Annotated in this window: 13 protein-coding genes and 1 riboswitch; of the genes, 1 reads left to right on the top strand and 12 read right to left on the bottom strand. The window is 45.6% G+C overall.

Annotation, left to right across the window (positions count from 1 at the left end; all coding sequences use genetic code 11):
* Positions 1–3: 3 nt before the first annotated feature.
* The 8 genes from glmM to F891_RS00585 all read right to left on the bottom strand — a co-directional run bounded on the left by glmM (position 4) and on the right by F891_RS00585 (position 11,236).
* Positions 4–1,335, bottom strand: a complete 1,332-nt coding sequence (gene glmM / locus F891_RS00620; RefSeq protein WP_034439062.1) for a phosphoglucosamine mutase — start codon at positions 1,333–1,335, stop codon at positions 4–6.
* Between the two features lie 123 nt (positions 1,336–1,458).
* Positions 1,459–2,925 carry an IMP dehydrogenase gene (gene guaB / locus F891_RS00615; protein ID WP_004281332.1) on the bottom strand — a complete coding sequence of 489 codons (1,467 nt, stop codon included), beginning with the start codon at positions 2,923–2,925 and terminating at the stop codon, positions 1,459–1,461.
* 225 nt (positions 2,926–3,150) lie between these two features.
* A complete protein-coding gene (locus F891_RS00610) occupies positions 3,151–3,516 on the bottom strand; it encodes a YkgJ family cysteine cluster protein (RefSeq protein WP_080591854.1) in 366 nt (121 codons plus the stop codon).
* A gap of 97 nt (positions 3,517–3,613) precedes the next feature.
* On the bottom strand, positions 3,614–4,411 hold the full coding sequence (locus tag F891_RS00605) for an oxygen-binding di-iron domain-containing protein (RefSeq protein ID WP_005250340.1): 798 nt from the start codon (positions 4,409–4,411) through the stop codon (positions 3,614–3,616).
* 183 nt (positions 4,412–4,594) lie between these two features.
* The gene (locus tag F891_RS00600; protein ID WP_004281327.1) at positions 4,595–5,170 is read right to left on the bottom strand and encodes a TMEM165/GDT1 family protein; all 576 of its coding nucleotides are present in this window, start codon (positions 5,168–5,170) and stop codon (positions 4,595–4,597) included.
* A 73-nt stretch (positions 5,171–5,243) separates the two neighbouring features.
* A riboswitch (yybP-ykoY riboswitch) is annotated at positions 5,244–5,384 on the bottom strand.
* Between the two features lie 126 nt (positions 5,385–5,510).
* On the bottom strand, positions 5,511–7,520 hold the full coding sequence (locus F891_RS00595; protein WP_005261555.1) for a 2-oxo acid dehydrogenase subunit E2: 2,010 nt from the start codon (positions 7,518–7,520) through the stop codon (positions 5,511–5,513).
* Between the two features lie 2 nt (positions 7,521–7,522).
* The gene (aceE, locus tag F891_RS00590; RefSeq protein ID WP_005261554.1) at positions 7,523–10,225 is read right to left on the bottom strand and encodes a pyruvate dehydrogenase (acetyl-transferring), homodimeric type; all 2,703 of its coding nucleotides are present in this window, start codon (positions 10,223–10,225) and stop codon (positions 7,523–7,525) included.
* Positions 10,226–10,552: 327 nt separating this feature from the next.
* Positions 10,553–11,236: a M23 family metallopeptidase gene (locus F891_RS00585; RefSeq protein WP_005261553.1), complete on the bottom strand. Its 684-nt coding sequence runs from the start codon at positions 11,234–11,236 to the stop codon at positions 10,553–10,555.
* Between the two features lie 107 nt (positions 11,237–11,343).
* Between F891_RS00585 and F891_RS00580 the strand changes: the two genes are divergently transcribed.
* On the top strand, positions 11,344–11,784 hold the full coding sequence (locus F891_RS00580; protein ID WP_004647242.1) for a DciA family protein: 441 nt from the start codon (positions 11,344–11,346) through the stop codon (positions 11,782–11,784).
* A gap of 99 nt (positions 11,785–11,883) precedes the next feature.
* On the opposite strand, the gene lpxC is transcribed toward F891_RS00580, so the two are convergent.
* From lpxC to F891_RS00560, 4 genes are all read right to left on the bottom strand, one after another.
* Positions 11,884–12,786, bottom strand: coding sequence for a UDP-3-O-acyl-N-acetylglucosamine deacetylase (gene lpxC / locus F891_RS00575; protein WP_004647241.1), 903 nt, complete (start codon positions 12,784–12,786; stop codon positions 11,884–11,886).
* A gap of 126 nt (positions 12,787–12,912) precedes the next feature.
* Complete coding sequence (ftsZ, locus tag F891_RS00570; RefSeq protein ID WP_004647240.1) at positions 12,913–14,106, bottom strand: cell division protein FtsZ; 1,194 nt, start codon at positions 14,104–14,106, stop codon at positions 12,913–12,915.
* A gap of 159 nt (positions 14,107–14,265) precedes the next feature.
* A complete protein-coding gene (gene ftsA / locus F891_RS00565) occupies positions 14,266–15,528 on the bottom strand; it encodes a cell division protein FtsA (RefSeq protein WP_004647239.1) in 1,263 nt (420 codons plus the stop codon).
* 70 nt (positions 15,529–15,598) lie between these two features.
* Positions 15,599–16,453 carry a cell division protein FtsQ/DivIB gene (locus F891_RS00560; protein ID WP_004647238.1) on the bottom strand — a complete coding sequence of 285 codons (855 nt, stop codon included), beginning with the start codon at positions 16,451–16,453 and terminating at the stop codon, positions 15,599–15,601.
* Positions 16,454–16,455: the final 2 nt, after the last annotated feature.

Raw genomic sequence — 16,455 nt, 5'->3', positions numbered from 1 at the left:
CCGTTAAGCTGCATTGGCACGCACAGCATCTGCCAGGCTGTTTGCAAGTGTGGTGACTTCAGCCAGATCATCGCCTTCGACCATCACACGAATGACAGGTTCTGTGCCAGATTTACGAATCAATAAACGGCCACGGCCTTTAAGCTGCTGTTCGGCTTTTTCAAATTCAGCTGCCAGTGCAGGCACTGAATAAGGATCAAACATGGCATTTAAACGTACATTGACCAGGACATTTGGCAACAGTTTAAAGTCAGCCACAAGTTCATGCAGGGCTTTTTTCTGTTCAACCATCACCGTTAATACCTGCAAGGCGGCAATAATCGCATCGCCTGTGGTGCTCTTGTCCAAAGTCAGAATATGACCTGAAGGCTCACCACCAATGGTCCAACCATTTTCTTCCAGGCCCTGTAATACATAACGGTCGCCGACTTTGGCACGTAATAACGGCACTTGTGCTTTTTCCAGCGCCAGTTCCAATGCCATATTGCTCATTAAGGTACCCACAATACCTGCAGGTTTTTTCGAGCTTTGAGTCGCAAGAATATAAAGAATATGGTCGCCATCAATCAGATTACCGGCTTTATCTACGAGAACCACACGGTCAGCATCCCCATCAAAGGCAATACCCAAATCCGCTTGATGTTGAATCACGGCTTGTTGCAAGCTTTCCGGATGCGTTGAACCACAGCCCTCATTAATATTTAAACCGCTCGGCTCATTGTGAATCGCAATTACACGTGCGCCCAGTTCACGGAACACTGCAGGTCCCACGTTATAGGCTGCACCATTGGCACAATCCACCACAATGGTGAGTTCATTCAGATCCAGATGATACGGGAACGTCGATTTACAGAATTCAATATAGCGACCATTAGCATCTTTAACCCGGATACTTTTACCCAGATTCGCCGTATCTTCAATCACAAAATCTTTTTCAAGTTCCTGATTAATTTCGTCTTGCAAGGCATCTGGCAGTTTTTTGCCTTCCGCAGAGAAGAACTTAATGCCGTTGTCAAAATACGGGTTATGCGAAGCGGAAATGACAATACCCAAGCTGGCATGCAAAGCACGGGTCAGATGAGCAATGGCTGGAGTCGGTAGTGGACCTAAAAGATGAACATAAACGCCAGCGGCATTTAAACCTGCCTGTAAGGCAGCTTCCAGGATATAACCAGACAAACGGGTATCTTTACCCAGAACCACCAATGGTTTGGATTTTTTACTATGACGTTTTAAAACTTTACCAGCCGCAAATCCCAGTTTCAGGGCAAACTCAGGGGTAATCGGCAATTCGCCAAACTTTCCACGAATACCATCCGTACCAAAATAACTCATCTTTATCTCACTTCTTAGCGGATGATTGATATCACCCATTTTTTTCCTTGAGTCACACTTTACACCAAAATAAAAAAGCCGTCATTTGCATGACGGCTTTTTAAAATTTTAAATCACAGGAAATTAACCTACGCGATAGTTTGGTGCTTCTTTGGTAATGGTCACATCATGTACATGCGACTCAGACATACCGGCAGAAGTGATTTTCACAAACTTGGCATTCTGACGCAGGTCTTCAATCGTCGCAGAACCGGTATAACCCATTGAAGAACGTAGGCCGCCCATCATCTGATGTACGATATTACCCATTGGGCCTTTGTACGGTACACGACCTTCAATACCTTCAGGAACCAGCTTCTCGGCACCGGCCTTAGAGTCCTGGAAGTAACGGTCAGCAGAACCTGTTGCGCCAGCCATCGCACCCAATGAACCCATACCGCGATAAGCCTTGTAGTAACGGCCCTGGAAGAATTCAACTTCGCCTGGTGCTTCTTCAGTACCGGCCATCAATGAACCAACCATAATCGTGCTTGCGCCCGCACCAATCGCTTTGGCCATATCGCCAGAGAAACGAATACCGCCATCTGCGATCAAAGGAATCTGATCTTTCAGCGCATTGGCAACAGAATCAATCGCAGAGATCTGTGGCATACCAATACCCGCCACAATACGCGTGGTACAGATTGAACCAGGACCAATACCAACTTTAACGGCATCCGCACCTGCATCAAGTAACGCCAGCGCAGCATCACCTGTCGCGATGTTACCGCCAATCACCTGAACTTGTGGATAATTGGCCTTAACCCAACGTACACGCTCGATCACACCTGCAGAATGGCCATGTGCAGTATCGACTACAATCACGTCCACACCTGCATCAACCAAGGCTTCTACGCGGCTTGGCGTTTCTGCACCAGTACCGACAGCAGCACCAACACGCAGACGACCCAGGTCATCTTTACAGCTATTTGGATACAATTCAGCTTTACGGAAATCGGTTACCGTAATTAAGCCTTTCAGCTCTTGCTGATCGTTGACCACCAATACTTTTTCAATACGGTGCTGTTGCAATAAAGCTTGGATATTTTCTTTCGATTCGCCTTCACGAACTGTCACCAGGCGATCCTGACCAGTCATGATATTGCTGACTGGCTGCTCAAGATTGGTTTCAAAGCGTGTATCACGACCGGTCACGATACCCACCACTTTGCCATCTTTCACAACGGGTACACCACTGATATTGTTGGCTTGAGTCAACGCAATCAGTTCACGTACTGTGGTTTCAGGAGTGACTGTAATCGGGTCTTTGACCATACCCGCTTCGAATTTTTTCACACGGCGCACTTCTGCAGCCTGAACCGCGATATCCATGTTCTTGTGCAAAATACCGATACCACCATTTTGCGCCATTGCAATTGCCATACGGGACTCAGTCACCGTATCCATTGCTGCAGACACAAGAGGAATATTCAGGTTAATGCCACGAGTTAAACGTGTCTTTAGGGAGACATCTTTTGGAAGAACAGTAGAATAGGCAGGGAGTAATAGGACATCATCGAAGGTTAACGCGTCTTGAACGATGGTCAACATAACAGTCTCACTGGTAATTTCCGTGCACTATTATAAACAAATATCGGCTTAAATTTCATTGCAATTGCAAAATTATTTTTTTATTCAAGCTTCGTACACGCAGATCTATGTGGGTGCTAAAACAGTATCAATAATACGTCCGATCATGAAGTTCCCTATTTTAAAATATACCCCGATCATTTTAATGAAGTGAAAAGCAGAGCCTAAGCTCTGCTTTGGATGGATTTAGCTGACATATTCAAAACTGTCATCATTGTCGGCTTCATCAGTTTCAATCTGGACAAAGGGCAACATATTGTGTGCAATACGTGCCTTATTGCATTGCTCATCGGCAATCTGCACTTCTTTGCAGGATGAACTGCGCTGCTCATACATACCACAGCTGACCTGCTGGCCGATGGTGCCATCAAGTGCAATACAGCGTGGATTTTTTTGATTGGTTCCAGCCATACATGAATAGACTGCTGTCACAGGTTCGGTATAGTGCTCAGGCATATGAATTCCTTCAGCCCAATAAAACGAAACCCTGAAATAGGCGCAGCACGCCCCGCAGCTTAAACACGCATCCGGTTTTGGAACTTGAGACAACATTTCTTATAAGTTCTCATTATCAAAAAAAAGTTTTTTGGAGAAGAAATATAAAAAATGTTGTTTTTCCACACAAGAAAAAAATTATTTTTTGTGTGAACTATTCAGGACAGGTAAAAACCGTTTCATCCATCAGGTCAGTGCCGCATTCCAGCGTTTCAATCCAGTCCAGAAACTGGGTAATCTGCTCTTTGCCGATAAATGGTGTGCCATGCTGCGGCACAATCATCTCGATTTCCATGCTGCGTACCATTTTCACCCAGAGACGAATCACCTTGTTATTGCACATATAGCGTTGATGGAAGCTTTTCATTTTTGGGATATGCGCGGCAAAGTTTTCCAGTGGCTTGGCGGCATCTTCAACCATGGACGCACCCATATCACCTGAAAATAAAATTTTGGCAATCGGATCATAAAACTGGAAATTCCCTACCGAATGCAGAAAATGCGCCGGTACCGCCACAATATGAGATTGGCCCAGTGGAATGATTTGACCATGATCCGGAAGCTCCACCAGACGGTCCAGCCAGTTGCCTTTCATCCGGTCGCTCATAAAGGCCGAGTTTAAGTGCGGCAAGAAACGTGCCCACAGCTTGGATGCCACCACTTTGGCATCGGTATATACCAGCCAGCGCGGCATGGAAGTGATAATGTCCGGGTCTTGATGTGAAGCCATGACATAGTCCAGATGGGTCAAGCGGGTGTATTTATTCAGTTCCATGGTCAGCGGCACATAGGTTAAATCACCACCCGGATCGAGTACCGCTGCGCGCTCATGATCAATAATCAAAAACTGGTTTGCCTGAACGCCTTCACCTTTGACCAGACTGGTAAAACTAATGCATTTATGTGTCCCATTATCAAACAGGACTTGCGATGTGGTGCGCTCAAAAACCATTTAAATTCCCCAATTTATAGTTAAAACTGCTGTTTTATACCCATACAACATATAAGGATTTAATAGAATTTACAATCCATAAAACCGACCATATCACGAGCTTTATCAAGCTTTTCAGAGGATTTAGGCATAAAAAATCCTGAGTTTTTAGCTCAGGATTCATGCAATTTGTTATTTTATAATTTAAAAGAAATAATATTGAACCAGGGTCGCGACACCTATGACCAGGAAAATGGCCGCGCCAATTTTATGGATCAGGCTGATCGGTAGTTTGTTCGCCAGTTTATCACCCAAAAATACCGCAGGCGCATTGGCCAGCATCATGCCTAGCGTAGTACCCAACATCACCCAGAAGACGCTGTCGAAACGTGCCGCCAGTGCCACTGTGGCAATCTGGGTTTTGTCACCAATTTCTGCCAGAAAAAACAAAATGAAGGTTGCACCAAATACCCCGAATTTTTGCCATTTATTGATACTGGCATTTTCATCACCCAGTTCATCCGGAATCAGCATCCAGACTGCCATCGCGATAAAGCCAATCGAAACGATCCACAGCAGTACTTCCGGCCCAATCACTGTGGTTACCCATTGTCCCAATACTGCAGAAAGGCCGTGGTTAATCAGCGTCGCCAATAAAATGGCAACTAAAATAGGAACAGGTTTGCGAAAACGTGCGGCAAGCAGCAATGCCAGCAGTTGGGTCTTATCACCCATTTCAGCCAGCGCTACGATTGCAGTCGACAGTAGGAATTCATACATGAGGTTTTTCTCTGGCTAGCATCCAATACCAATGACTCACCGCTCCTGCTAGCCAAAATCTGCAGAGTGGTAAATCAAAGGTCTTGCCAACAAAAGAAAGCTTGGAAAAGCTGACTTGGTTCTTTGCTATGATGACCATGCTCGGTTGAGCAAATATGTTGACCATCACCCTTCTGCTTTGCGCAAAAGGCGGCTACTCCCCAATGAAGTGCGCCAAGTATAGAATCAAATAGATTATTTTTCAATGCAGCAGCAAAAAACCCTGCCGAAGCAGGGTTTTCTCTTTACACCCTCTTTATATTTCTCCCAGAGAGAGAATAAAGGGCATATACATGATTTTTTAGATCAATAAAGTACGGATATCTTTGAGCAGCTTGGTCAGCTTGTTGGTGAAACGAGCAGCATCTGCACCATTGATCACACGGTGATCGTAGGACAATGAAAGCGGCAGCATCAAGCGTGGATCAAAGCCTTCACCATTCCATACTGGTTGCATGGTGGCAGGAGAAATACCCAGAATCGCCACTTGCGGCCAGTTCACCAATGGCGTAAATGCTGTACCACCAATTGAGCCCAGGCTGGTGATGGTAAAGTTCGCACCTTGCAGGTCTTTCGGTGACAATTTCTTGTCACGCGCTTTTTGACCCAGGGTTCCCAGCTCAGTGGCAATCTGTTTAATGGACTTCTGATCGGGATGACGCAGTACAGGCACGGTCAAACCATCTGGCGTTGCGACCGCGATACCCATATGGATCTCGTTACGTAGCAAGACTGACTTACCATCATCGGCCAAGTGACCAGCAAATTCACGCTCTTCTTTTAACAAGTGCGCAACTGCTTTGATGATGAATGCCATAATGGTCAGGCTCAGGCCTTCTTTCTTGAAGTTGCCTTTCAGTTCATTACGCCATGCTTCGAGTTCAGTAATATCTGCTGCATCAAACTGGGTCACTTGCGGAATGAAATTATTCAGCGACAACTGTGGAATAGACACTTGTTGCAAACGCGTCAAGGCTTTCTCTTCCACACCACCAAAAGCGCTAAAGTCTGGCAGTTTTGGCAGACCTGCGACTTGAGCAGCAGCGGCTACAGGAGCCGCCTGTGGCGTAGTAAGACGCGTTTTGACATACGCTTTCAGGTCTTCTTTCATGACGCGCGCATGTGGGCCAGATGCTTTGACATCTGCCAGCACAACGCCCAGTTCACGTGCCAGTTTACGCACTGCAGGACCGGCATAAACTTTAGAATTAGCGGCATTCTGCTCTTTGGTCAGCTTGTCAGCATTATCCGACGTCGTGACTGTTTGAGTAGAAGATGCAGCAGGTGCCGGGGCTGCTTTTGGTGCTTCTGCTGCTTTCGGTGCTTCTGCTTTGGCTACGACAGGTGCAGCAGCTGCTTGCGCTTCAGCTTCAATTGTCACCAGTGCAATGCCTTGAGAGACATTTTGACCCAGCTCAACATGAATGGCTTTAATCACGCCAGCTGTAGTGCTTGGCACTTCAACAGTGGCTTTATCTGATTCTACCACGATGATGCTCTGATCTTTTTCAACCGTATCACCGACCTGAACCAGAATTTCCGCCACAGCCGCCTTGTCTACACCCAAGTCAGGCACAGCAATTTCAACATCACCTGCAGGTGCTGCTGGCGTTTGTGGTGCTTCAACTGCTTTCTCTTGGGTGGCCGCTTGAGCAACTGGTGCTTGAGATGCTTCTGTCTGTGCTGACGCTGCCGAAACAGCCGTTTTCACTTTCAGAATGACCACACCTTCTTTAATGGTATCGCCTTCTTTAATCTGGATGGATTCCACCGTACCTGAAACCGTACTTGGCACTTCAACAGTCGCCTTGTCTGATTCCACCACTACGATACTTTGATCTACCTCGATTTCATCACCGACAGAAACCAAGATTTCACCGACAGTGGCTTTTTCTACGCCAATATCGGGGATTTGCACATCAACCACTTGTAAGCTTGTTTGAGCCTCAGGAGCAGCAGAAGCTTTAGGCTGATGTGAAGCCAGTTCCTGCATGATTTCCTGATCCAGTAATGAAGTCGGAGTATTTTCTGAGGTTTTTTGTGAGGCATCTGCTTGCTGTGGCTCGACCACATCAGCGCTACCGTCTTCAGCTTGTAGCTCAATCAGTACTGCGCCTTCAGCGACTTCATCACCCTGACTCACCAGAATGCTTTTTACCACGCCTGCTGAAGTGCTAGGCACTTCAACAGAGGCTTTATCAGATTCAAGTAACACAATGCTGTCATCGATCGCGATCGTATCACCCACTTTGACCAGAATTTCGGCCACTGTTGCCTTATCTACACCAATATCAGGAGTCGTAATTTGCATGCTTAGTTCTCCTCTTTGTAGTCAGCAACAGCATGTACAGATGGGGTTTCTTGAGGTGTCCAAGCCACTGGACGATCTGTATCAAGCTCGAAAGTCGAGATCGCATCTTTTACCAGACGCGCATCAACTTCACCTTCATCTGCCAGTTTTTTCAGGGTTGCTACTACAATATGGGCAGCATCAACACCGAAGTAACTACGCAAGTTGGCACGTGTATCTGAACGGCCATAACCGTCAGTACCCAATGCTACGAATGGACGGCCATCTGGAAGATAAGCACGAATCTGTTCGCTATAAGCACGCATATGATCGGTTGCAGACACGACGATACCTTCAGTACCGCGAAGCTGTTTCGATACCCATGCTTCTTTTACGTCTTCAGCCAGCGGATGCAAGCGGTTGTATTCTTCACATGCCATACCGTCACGTGCCAGTTCATTGAAGCTGGTCACGCTGTAGACATTTGAATGAATTTGATATTCTTCACGCAGAATCTTCGCCGCCTTGATCACTTCACGCAGGATTACACCTGAGCCCAGTAACTGAACAGTGGCTTTTTCATCTTCTTCCAGTAAGTACATACCACGCTTAATGCCTTCTTCAACACCTTTTGGCATTTCCGGATGCTCGTAGTTTTCGTTCATCACGGTCAGGTAATAGAACACACGTTCCTGGTTCACATACATACGCTGTAAACCGTCATGCACGATCACTGCCAATTCATAACCGAAACATGGGTCATAAGAGACACAGTTTGGAATGGTATTGGCCAAGATGTGTGAATGACCATCCTGATGCTGCAAGCCTTCACCGTTCAGTGTAGTACGACCTGCGGTTGCACCCAGCAAGAAACCTTGTGCCTGTGCATCGCCGGCTGCCCATGCAATATCACCGATACGCTGGAAACCAAACATCGAGTAGTACATGTACATCGGAATCATTGGCAGGTTATTGGTTGAATAACTGGTCGCCAATGCTGCCCATGCACTCATCGCACCGGCTTCGTTAATCCCTTCCTGCAACATGTGACCGTCTTTGGCTTCACGGTAATGCATCAGCTGTTCTTGGTCTTCCGGGGTATATTTCTGGCCATGCGCGGCATAAATACCGAGCTGACGGAACATCCCTTCCAGACCGAAAGTACGGGCTTCATCAGGCACGATTGGCACAACACGGTCTTTAATCGCTTTCTCTTTAAGAAGTGCAGAGATTAAACGCACCATCACCATCGTGGTCGATTGTTCTTTACCATTTGAACCGGCCAAGACCGAATCAAATACTGAAAGTCCAGGAATCGCTAGCTGTTCGCTTTCCTTACGACGTGCAGGCAGGTAACCACCTAGCGCTTCACGACGTGCCTTCATATATTTCAATTCAGGGGAATTTTCGCTTGGACGGTAGAACGGTACTTCTTCAAGCTGTTCGTCGGTGAAAGGAAGGTTGAAACGATCACGCACATATTTCAAGGAATTGATTTGCATCTTCTTGATTTGATGAGTTTTGTTGACTGCTTCGATTTCTTCCGACAAACCATAACCTTTCACGGTTTTTGCCAGAATCACGGTCGGCTGACCTTTGGCCGTACATGCTTCGGCATAAGCAGCAAAGACTTTGTACGGGTCGTGACCACCGCGGTTCAGATTATCAATATCTTCGTCGCTTAAGTCTTTAACCAACTCAGCTGCTTCTGGATATTTGCCGAAGAACTTTTCACGCGCGTAAGCACCACCTTTTACCTGGTAACGCTGGAAATCGCCATCAACTGCTTCTTCCATCACTGCTTTCAGTGCACCGGATTTATCTTTATCCAGTAGTGGATCCCAATGACGGCCCCACACAACTTTAATCACACGCCAGCCTGCGCCGCGGAATAATGACTCAAGTTCCTGAATGATCTTGCCATTACCACGTACCGGACCATCCAGACGTTGCAAGTTACAGTTCACTACCCAAATCAGGTTGTCGAGCTTTTCGCGACCTGCCAGAGAAATTGCACCCAAGCTTTCCGGCTCGTCCATCTCACCATCACCCAGATAAGCCCAAACCTTACGATCTTCTTCTTTAATCAGGCCACGGTTCATCAGGTACTTTTGGATATGTGCCTGATAAATTGACATGATTGGACCCAGACCCATCGATACGGTCGGGAACTGCCAGTAGTCCGGCATCAAATAAGGATGCGGATAAGATGGCAAACCTTTACCACCCACTTCACGACGGAAATTATTCAGATGCTCTTCAGTCAAACGGCCTTCTAAAAATGAACGCGCGTAAATACCCGGTGCACAGTGACCTTGATAATAGATCATGTCGCCGCCAAAGCTGTCGCTGTTGGCACGGAAGAAGTGGTTAAAGCCCACATCATAAAGGGTTGCGGAAGAAGCAAAACTCGCTAGGTGACCACCGAGATCGTCACCGGTTTTATTCGCGCGTAATACCATTGCCAAGGCATTCCAGCGGATCAGCGCGCGAATACGGCGCTCCATGTCCTGGTCGCCTGGCATTGCAGGCTGTTCTTCAACAGAAATCGTATTTAAGTAGGGAGTATTTAAACGCTGAATAGGAACATGCTTTGCAATTGCGCGTTGATAAAGTTTTTCTAACAAAAATGCTGCACGCTCAGTGCCCATGTGCTGCAAAACAGAGTCAAATGCATCTTGCCATTCTTGGGTTTCTTGCGCGTCTGTATCGCCATAAAACGCCATAATCTACAGTTCCTAAAAGCCTAATCTAATGTCTTATATGTACCATATTTAAGACCTCTGCAGGTATGGCCTTAGCTGAATGCGATTTAGCAGTACTATTTAGGAACTAAATGATGGGTGACGTATAATTACACTACATAACAAAAAATAGTCAATAAAGGCGATTTATTATACAATCATTATAATAGTTGGTGATAATATGAGACTTAAAAGTGATAAAACAAAAAGCCCTTCAAGTTGACTTGAAGAGCCTGCAGTTTAAACGCTTTAAAATGCTTATTGGAGGTTTTTATGTATAGAGATGCTTCTTGTTATTCAGGTCTATACTTAAGGTAACATGGCCAAATAAGTAGATGGGTTTTTACGTTGACCGTCTTTTACTACTTCATAATGTAAGTGTGGACCGGTACAGCGACCAGTACAGCCAACGTTGGCAATATGATCACCTGCTTGCACCTGCTCTCCCACACGTGCAATAAGACGTGAAGCATGGGCATAGCGCGTTAAATAGCCATTGCCATGATTGATTTCAACGTATTGACCATAACCTGTGCCCCAACCTGATTTGGTCACAATTCCTGGACCTGTTGCATAGATTGGTGTACCACTTGGCGCTGCAAGATCAAGGCCTGAATGATTTTCAGCACGGCCACTCATGGTACGACCACCGTAATTTGAACTTACGCGAGAATTAGGTAAAGGATGAGAAATTAGCCAAGAATAAGCACTGTTTGCTGCCACTTTATTGGATGAAGTATTGGCATACTTCTGAGCAAGCGTTCGATTGTTCAGTTCAACTGGTTTCTCACGAAGTTGAACATTCAATTTAGTCTGTGCTGGAATATCGATATCATCTGGATGAGTATATGCACCCTGTGCCAGAGTACGCGTCAATTGCTCGATACGATCTGTTGAACCATTTTCTTGATTTAGATTGACTAAATCTGCGAACGCAACCGAAGCCGCTGAAACTGATAAAGAAAATGCCAACAAAATACGTCGCATATGCATAAAAAACCTCTCTAAACTGCTTTAATCGAGTTCCTTGAAGATCTCTATCCTTGATATCCACTAAAAGAAGCGCATAAGATTAAGACATAAATATGTAGGAATCATGTATGTCGGAACCTGTCAACGTTTTTCAACAAACAAGAAAACAGATAAAAACAGGAAACTTTTCGTTTCTCTCATCACAAGTCGCTGCCTGGCAGAAACTTACGAAACTCGTACAACCGCTATTGCCCCAACCGGAACGCTGGCAAGTTGTCTGCTATCAAAATGGTGTGTTAACGATTACCGGTGAAAACCAGGCCATGATCAGTCAATTGGCCTATCTTCAAAAGCAATACATTTCACAACTCTCTCAAATAAATGAATTAACAGATCTCACTAAACTTCAAGTTTGCTTGCGGAATCCTTCGCAAACATCACCTGTTTCAGCAACACCTGAAAGAGCCTTAAATGCAGAAACACAGGAATTACTTCGTAGTGCTGCTGACTTTATAAGCGACCCTAAGCTTAGCCAAGCTTTACTACGTTTGGCAAGCAATAAAAAGTAACATAGCAATCAAATGTAATAAATTAAAAAGCAAACATTATGTGATGTGTATCACAGTATTAAAGCAATAACAAAAACATAAAGACACAAACACAATGACTTATGTCACATTCACATACATGATTGGACAATTGGCTTCGTCATCAAATGTTACAATTTCATAGCAGCTTGGATCACTTTTCACATTGCGTAAAAGTTGATTATTCAAGGCATGTCCAGATTTATAACCATCAAATTTGGCAATAATCTGATGCCCGAGCAGGTATAAATCACCCACGGCATCCAGAATTTTATGACGTACAAATTCGTCCGAGAAACGTAAACCTTCTTCATTAACGACCCCGGTTTCATCTACACCAATGGCATTTTCCAGGCTGGCACCCAGCGCCAGATTATTGGCTTTGAGATAATCCAGATCTTTCATAAACCCAAAGGTACGCGCTTCACTGACTTCATAAACGAAGGTTTCAGTAGAAAAATCGATACTGGCGGACTGATGTTCTTTTTTAAAGGCAGGATGATCAAAATCGATGGTGAAATTCAGCTGAAAGCCCTCATGTGGGCTAAAAATGGCACGTTTGTCATCAATGAGTGCTTCAACCGGTTTAATAATCTTGACGAATTTTTTAGCGGCATCCAGCTCTTGCAAACCGCCCTGCATGAGCAGGTAAATAAACGGACCTGCACTGCCATCCATAATCGGGACTTCAGAGGCCGACACTTCAATAATCAGGTTATCAATGCCTAGACCAGCAATCGCACTCATGACATGTTCAATGGTGCCTACTTTGGCATTTTCCTGAACCAGGTTCGAGCACATGAAGGCTTCTTGAATCAGCATGGCATCGGCAGGAATGTCGACTGGCGGATTCAGGTCAATACGACGAAACACAATTCCCCCATCGGCATGGTGCGGCACAAAGTTAATCATGACTTTTTGCCCACTGTGAAGACCGATTCCGCTCGCTTTCACGACACGTTTCAGGGTACGTTGTTTCAACATGCTTTTATCATCTGTTCATCTATAAAACCGCTATACGTTAGCATATTTGGCTATTGATAAAAAACAAAAAGGTGGCTTAAAAGCCACCTTTCCTGTCTAATCTAGCTAAACACATGATGTTACATGTTATTTACGCTGTTGATTCTTAAGATAATCCTGAATGCTCATTGGCGTTGGGCGCGGGCTAGAAACTGAAGCCGCCGCTGGATTCGCTGCTGCACCTGTTTCATGCTGCTGACGCTGAATTGCCGGTACATCATCATCTTCCACCACAGCCTGTGCAGCTGCTGCTGGACGAGTTGCCTGTACATTAGTACGTTTGGTCGGTTCAACTGAATCCGCTGCATGACGGGTGAGACCTGTTGCAATCACAGTCACGCTGATTTCATCACGCGCATCCGGATCAAAAACGGTACCGTAGAACACTTGACCCTCATCTAAATCGACAATCTGGTTCACGACATCAGTAATTTCTTCAATTTCACCGAAAGTCACGTCATCGCCACCAGTCACGTTGATCAGAATGCCTTTGGCATTCATGATAGTCACGTTGTCGAGTAATGGACTACGGATTGCCTGCTCAGCAGCCTGACGTGCACGGTTCTCACCACGACCCAGACCGACACCCATCATGGCATAACCACGAGTGCTCATGGCTGTTTTTAAGTCAGCAAAGTCAAGGTTGATATGGCCAGGACGGACTACCAAATCAAAAATACTGCGTACTGCATTCAACAATACATCATCCGCTTTTTTATAGGCATCTTTCATTGAAATATCACGGAAGACTTTCAATAGACGCTGGTTTGGAATGATGATTAATGAGTCTACATGCTGCTCTAGCGCTTCAATCCCTTTTTCAGCAGACTGTAGACGGCGTTTGCCTTCAAAGTTAAATGGCGTGGTCACGACACCAACGGTCAGAATACCCATTTCTTTCGCAATTTCAGCAACCACTGGCGCTGCACCGGTACCGGTACCACCGCCCATACCCGCAGTTACAAAGACCATATCGGTCCCTTCAAGCTGTTGGCGAATCAGTTCACGGCTTTCTTCTGCTGCGGTCTGGCCGACTTGCGGATTTGCACCTGCACCCAGACCACGGGTACTTTGCTCGCCCAGCTGAATTTTAAATTCGGCTTCCATACGATCCAATGCCTGTTTGTCCGTATTGGCACAAACAAATTTTACGCCCTGGATATCGGACTGCAACATATGTTGTACCGCATTACCACCCGCACCACCTACACCAAATACAGTGAAACGGGCTTGACCATTGCTATCGCTATGATCGTCTTCGAAAAATTCAAATGAGGCCATGACCTATAAAATTCCTAATTCATAATTGGCAGTCACTAAGCCCGTATACTGCCTTAATCTTAATAAAATTGTTTTTAAGAATGCTGCTCATGCGTTCACTTGTCAAGTACAAGCCCGATTAACTACATCTTCCCAACAATATTCACAATAAAAATCGACTTAAAAGATTGATTTCAGGGTGTCATTAAAGCCAAACAAGGCTCTTTTGACCCGCTTAGCCAATGACAACCGCTCTACATCATCCTGTTCCACAATCGTGTCCTGGGTATCACTCTGACTAAACATCAGCAAGCCAGCCACCGTACTATATTGCGAGCGACGTAAAGCAGCCTGATGTTGTTCGTCTGCATACACCTGAGTCGGCGGATTACCTAAATGCGCCGAGACCCCCATGGTACGGCGAACAAAACTCACCATCCCTTCGATATGACTGGCATCACCGGTCAATACCACACCATGATACAAGCCCTGGATGGCACCATTTTTCACCAGCTCATCACGTACCAGACCCAGAATTTCTTCATAACGAGCCATAATAATTTCAGTCAGTTCAATCCGGCTGATGGTTTGTGGCCCATCAATCCCCTGGAACTGAATCATATGGTCAGGCTTGACCACTTTCAGGTCGACACAGCCATACAATAATTTCAGACGTTCAGCTTCTTCGGTCGTGGTTTGCAATACTGCTGCAATATCACGGGTCACATGTTCACCGCCACGTTGGAAGGTATGGGTTAAGGCCAAACGACCATCCACATACACTGCAACATTGGTCGTGCCGGCACCGATATCTACTAAGCATACGCCATATTCTTTTTCGTCTTTCAGCAGGCTGGCTTCAGCAGTAGCCAAGCTCGACACCACCATTTTTTCTACACCAATATTGGCACCTTTCAGGGCGCGATCAATATTCTGCATGGTACTGATCGGCAGCATCATCAAATGATAGTGTCCGGTCATGCTATGTGCCGACATCCGAATCGGGTTTAACACCCATTCCGGTGAGTCGTCCAGCTCAAAACCCAGAGGCACAGCACTGACCAGATAATGATCTGAAGTCAAATGACTAGCTTTAGCCAATTCCAGTGCACGCACCACTTCACTGGTGGTAATCGCATGCTCGCTATTGTCGATCGAGGTGCGACCTGAAGCATAAAAGCTTTTTAATTCGGCACTTGGAATAGAGACCCAGGCAGAATGTACACGACATTCCGCCATATCTTCTGCTTCTTGAACGGCATTTTTAATTGCAGTAATAACTTTATCGAGACTGACAATTTTCCCTTTACTCATGCCTCGGTTACGAGCGGTGGCCATACCAATCACTTGGATATTGTCTGGCGCGTGTACCTTGCCAATCAAAACTGAAACTTTGTGTGTCCCAATGTCAATCGCCACAACCGAGGGAACAGCTTCACTCATTATTCACTACTACCATTACGTGTTTGTTAGATTTATGGCTTTAAATGCCTCTATTTTTTAAAGCCGGTCATTATGGCTTTACTGTTACCTTATTCTCAACGCCCGTGTCATCAATGGTTACAATAAAATGTCCATTTACAATTTTAGGCGGAATTGAATTTTTCCACTGTATCGACAATCCATTGCGATAACGCAGGTCGATGGCCGAAATTTTAGACCAGACCGGCTTTAAATCGCTCTGAGACAGATGGCTCAGGCGTTGTAATTTGCTCATAGTCTGGTCTTTATCCACAATTATTCTTAAACCCGAATCAAACTGCATAAACCAGGTCATTCGCTCGGTGAGATATAATTCTTTTAGACGAATGCCTTGTGGCAAAAATAACTGATTAATTTCATTATAACGACGCATCATGGTTTCTGCATGGCTCGCTGGCCCATGTAGCAACGGTAATGCCTGATAATTCTTGGGTATGACTTCAGTGAAAATAACACCACTGTCACTCAATAAACGCCCTGTTCCCCAACGTGCAATTGCATGATGCGGCATCACCCGCACCCGAATGCCATTTGGCCAGGCTCGGGACACCACGACCCGATCCACCCAGGATAATTCCAGAGTACGATCGCGGATCGCTTCCAGATCTGAAGTAAAATAGTTTTCGGTCACAATCGGTGACACATATTGCATAACCTGACGCTGTTCAGCAGCCGAGCGCGTACCTATCACGCCCAGCTCTGCCACGTCACTATTGGTCATGACTTTATATAAGCCCAATATTCCAAAGGCCAGCACCAATACCGCAATACACAACAATAACCAGCCACCAAAATTGGTCAGCTTTTCTTTGCGTGTCGGCGGCTTGTCGTGAATTGAAGTAATCGCAGCACGTTTACGGCGCATGGAAACAGGAAGTTGAGCCATAT

Source organism: Acinetobacter sp. CIP 101966 (assembly GCF_000369725.1).
In the GTDB taxonomy this organism is placed as follows: Bacteria; Pseudomonadota; Gammaproteobacteria; order Pseudomonadales; family Moraxellaceae; genus Acinetobacter; species Acinetobacter lwoffii_Q.
The sequence above is the reverse complement of the archived record's forward strand: the minus strand, read 5'-3'. Positions and strand labels throughout refer to the sequence as shown.

Bases quoted from the DNA above. Each gene is read 5' to 3' on its own strand.
- glmM (WP_034439062.1), bottom strand. From the start codon at position 1,335: ATGAGTTATTTTGGTACGGATGGTATTCGTGGAAAGTTTGGCGAATTG.
- guaB (WP_004281332.1), bottom strand. From the start codon at position 2,925: ATGTTGACCATCGTTCAAGACGCGTTAACCTTCGATGATGTCCTATTA.
- F891_RS00610 (WP_080591854.1), bottom strand. From the start codon at position 3,516: ATGTTGTCTCAAGTTCCAAAACCGGATGCGTGTTTAAGCTGCGGGGCG.
- F891_RS00605 (WP_005250340.1), bottom strand. From the start codon at position 4,411: ATGGTTTTTGAGCGCACCACATCGCAAGTCCTGTTTGATAATGGGACA.
- F891_RS00600 (WP_004281327.1), bottom strand. From the start codon at position 5,170: ATGTATGAATTCCTACTGTCGACTGCAATCGTAGCGCTGGCTGAAATG.
- F891_RS00595 (WP_005261555.1), bottom strand. From the start codon at position 7,520: ATGCAAATTACGACTCCTGATATTGGTGTAGATAAGGCAACAGTGGCC.
- aceE (WP_005261554.1), bottom strand. From the start codon at position 10,225: ATGGCGTTTTATGGCGATACAGACGCGCAAGAAACCCAAGAATGGCAA.
- F891_RS00585 (WP_005261553.1), bottom strand. From the start codon at position 11,236: ATGCATATGCGACGTATTTTGTTGGCATTTTCTTTATCAGTTTCAGCG.
- F891_RS00580 (WP_004647242.1), top strand. From the start codon at position 11,344: ATGTCGGAACCTGTCAACGTTTTTCAACAAACAAGAAAACAGATAAAA.
- lpxC (WP_004647241.1), bottom strand. From the start codon at position 12,786: ATGTTGAAACAACGTACCCTGAAACGTGTCGTGAAAGCGAGCGGAATC.
- ftsZ (WP_004647240.1), bottom strand. From the start codon at position 14,106: ATGGCCTCATTTGAATTTTTCGAAGACGATCATAGCGATAGCAATGGT.
- ftsA (WP_004647239.1), bottom strand. From the start codon at position 15,528: ATGAGTGAAGCTGTTCCCTCGGTTGTGGCGATTGACATTGGGACACAC.
- F891_RS00560 (WP_004647238.1), bottom strand. From the start codon at position 16,453: ATGGCTCAACTTCCTGTTTCCATGCGCCGTAAACGTGCTGCGATTACT.